The organism is Arthrobacter sp. NPDC080073, from assembly GCF_040686575.1.
Lineage (GTDB): Bacteria > Actinomycetota > Actinomycetes > Actinomycetales > Micrococcaceae > Arthrobacter.
On record NZ_JBFBKR010000048.1, the window covers coordinates 1 to 2,489 of the forward strand.

Consider the following 2,489-nt stretch of genomic DNA (forward strand, 5'->3'; position numbering starts at 1 on the left):
TTGTTGATCATGGCGGACTCGCCGTCGGTGCCTTGCCAGGCGCCCCAGCCGCCCAGGGTGGCTTCCATGGTGACGAAGTTCCGGCCGAAGCGCGGGTCGAAACCGGCGGCGGTGATGATCATCGAGTCGCCGTGGCTGGCGCTGGCGACGCGGTCGGGCATGGCCGGGGCCATGGCCTTGGACACGAGGTCGATCAGTAGGCCGAGGTGGGAGAAGTACCATTGGCACGGTGCGGGCGCGACCGCGCCCAGAACGGAGCCGGACCGCACCTGGGTGGTCAGGGGCCGGAAGGATCCGCCGTTGGAGTTGGAGTCGGGGCTGACCAGGAGTTTGTAGCCGACCCGCAGGGCCGAGACGGCCTGGGCGGCGCCGCAGTTGACCGGTCCGGTGGTCTGGTCCGCTGATCCGGTGACGTCGAAGTCAACGGTGTCGCCGGAGACGGTGATCTTGAGCTTGATCGGGATCGGGGTTTCGAGGTTGATGCCGTCGTTGTCCAGCACGCCTTCGGCTTCGTAGACGCCGTCGGGGATGTTGCGGACGGTTTCGCGTTCGATTTCCTCGGTCTGGCGGAAGATCTCGTCCCGGGCGGCGTCGAGTTGGTCCATGCCGTACCGGCCCACGAGCTCTTTCATGCGGGTGGTGCCCATCCGGAGGGCGGCGATCATCGCGTGCATGTCGCCGATGGTCTGGTAGGGGAAGCGGACGTTGGTCCGGATGAGGTCCACCACGGAGGTTTCGATGCCTGCCTCGATCAGTTTGACCGGGCCCATCCGGAAGCCTTCCTGGAAGATGTCGGTGGCGTCCATGGACCCGCCGACGTCCTTGGAGCCCATGTCCATCCAGTGCGCGCGGGTGGCCGCGAAGCCGACCACTTCGCCCTCGTGGAAGATCGGGGCGAAGATGGTGACGTCGTTCAGGTGGGTTCCGCCCAGGTAGGAATCGTTGAGGATCCACACGTCCCCTTCTTTCCAGACTTCGCGCCCGTAGAGTTCTTCGACCGCGATGGAGCAGGTTTCGAGGTTGCCCAGGAACAGGGGCAGCCCGGCGGATTGTCCGAGCACGCGGTGCCCGGTGTCCAGCAGGGCCACGACGCAGTCCCCGCCTTCGTAGAGGATGGGTGAGTAGGCGGAGCGGATGAGGGTGGCGTTCATGTCGTCCGCGGCGCTGGTGAGGGCGTTGCGGATGATCTCCACGGTGACCGGATCCAGGGTCTTGACTGCAGTGATGGTCATGGTGGTGCCTTAGTTTCCTTCGTCGTGTTGGGTGCGGATGATCAGGGAGCCGAATTCGTCGACGCTCACGTCGAAGCCGGGGGGCACCACGGTGGTGGCGGTCTGCTCCACGATGATGGCCGGGCCCTCGAAGGCGTGGCCGGCGGCCAGGTCGTCGCGGCGGGCCACGATGGTGTCGTGCTCGAGGTGGTCAAAGACCACCGGGCGGATATCGTGCTTGAACCCCGGCCCCTGTGCGGTGGCGAAGCGGGGCGCTTCAAGTCGGCCCAGGTCGCCCACGGCCTGGGTCCGCAGCGCCACGATTTCGATGGGCGCCCCGGGGTTTGAATGCCCGTAGCGCTCGTGGTACATCGCGGAGAAACGCGCGGACAACGCGGCAACGAAACCGGCGGATTCGGGTTCGTCGGCGGAGGCGAGCGGGACGTTCAGGGAGAATTCCTGCGACTGGTAGCGGACATCGACCGATGCGTTGGTCAGCCGGCTGGCCTCCGGCACCCCTTCGGAGGCCAGGGAACCCAGGCCCTCACGCTCCATGGACCGCAGCACGCCGGCCATGTGGGCGGCGTCGATATCCTCGTCGAGGTAGAAATACGGTTCCGAGAAGTCCTTGCGGATGTTGGTCTGCAGCATCCCCCAGGCCGAGAACGCGCCGGGGAACCGGGGAACAACGGTCTCCGGGATGCCGAGCTCCTTGGCGAGGAAGACGGCATGCATGGGACCGGCGCCGCCGAAGGCCACGAGGGAGAAGTCCCGGGGTTCGATGCCGCGGGAGATCGTGATGGTCCGGATCGCCTGGGCCATCTGGGAGTTCGCGACATCGCAGATCCCCTCGGCCATCGCAACCGGGTCCAGGCCGAGCCGGTCACCCACCGTTTTCAAGGCGGTGATCGCCGCGTCACGGTCCAGGGCGACCTGTCCGCCGGCGAACCAGTCCGGATCCACACGCCCGAGCACCAGGTTCGCGTCCGTGACGGTCGGTTCCGTCCCGCCGCGCCCGTAACAGGCCGGCCCGGGCGTGGCCCCCGCCGAACGCGGCCCGACCCGCAGGCCACCGGCTTCGAGCCAGGCCACCGAGCCGCCGCCGGCGCCCACGGTGTGGATGTTCACCACGCTCATGAGCATCGGAAGGCCTTCCAGATGCGCCTCCGTGGACACGTCCGGCTTGCCGTCCACCACCAGGGAAACATCGAAGGACGTCCCGCCCATGTCCACCCCGATCAGGTTGCGGTTTCCCGAAACACCGGCCAGCTCGACATC

General features: G+C 67.2%; 2 protein-coding genes. Both read right to left on the reverse strand.

Going from position 1 to position 2,489, the window contains the following annotated elements:
• Positions 1 to 1,232 (reverse strand): hydantoinase B/oxoprolinase family protein (locus tag AB0O52_RS23260; protein WP_364542964.1); only part of this gene is annotated, 1,232 nt, incomplete at its 3' end.
• Positions 1,233 to 1,241: 9 nt separating this feature from the next.
• The coding region (locus AB0O52_RS23265) for a hydantoinase/oxoprolinase family protein (protein ID WP_364542967.1) at positions 1,242 to 2,489 on the reverse strand (1,248 nt) is incomplete at its 5' end.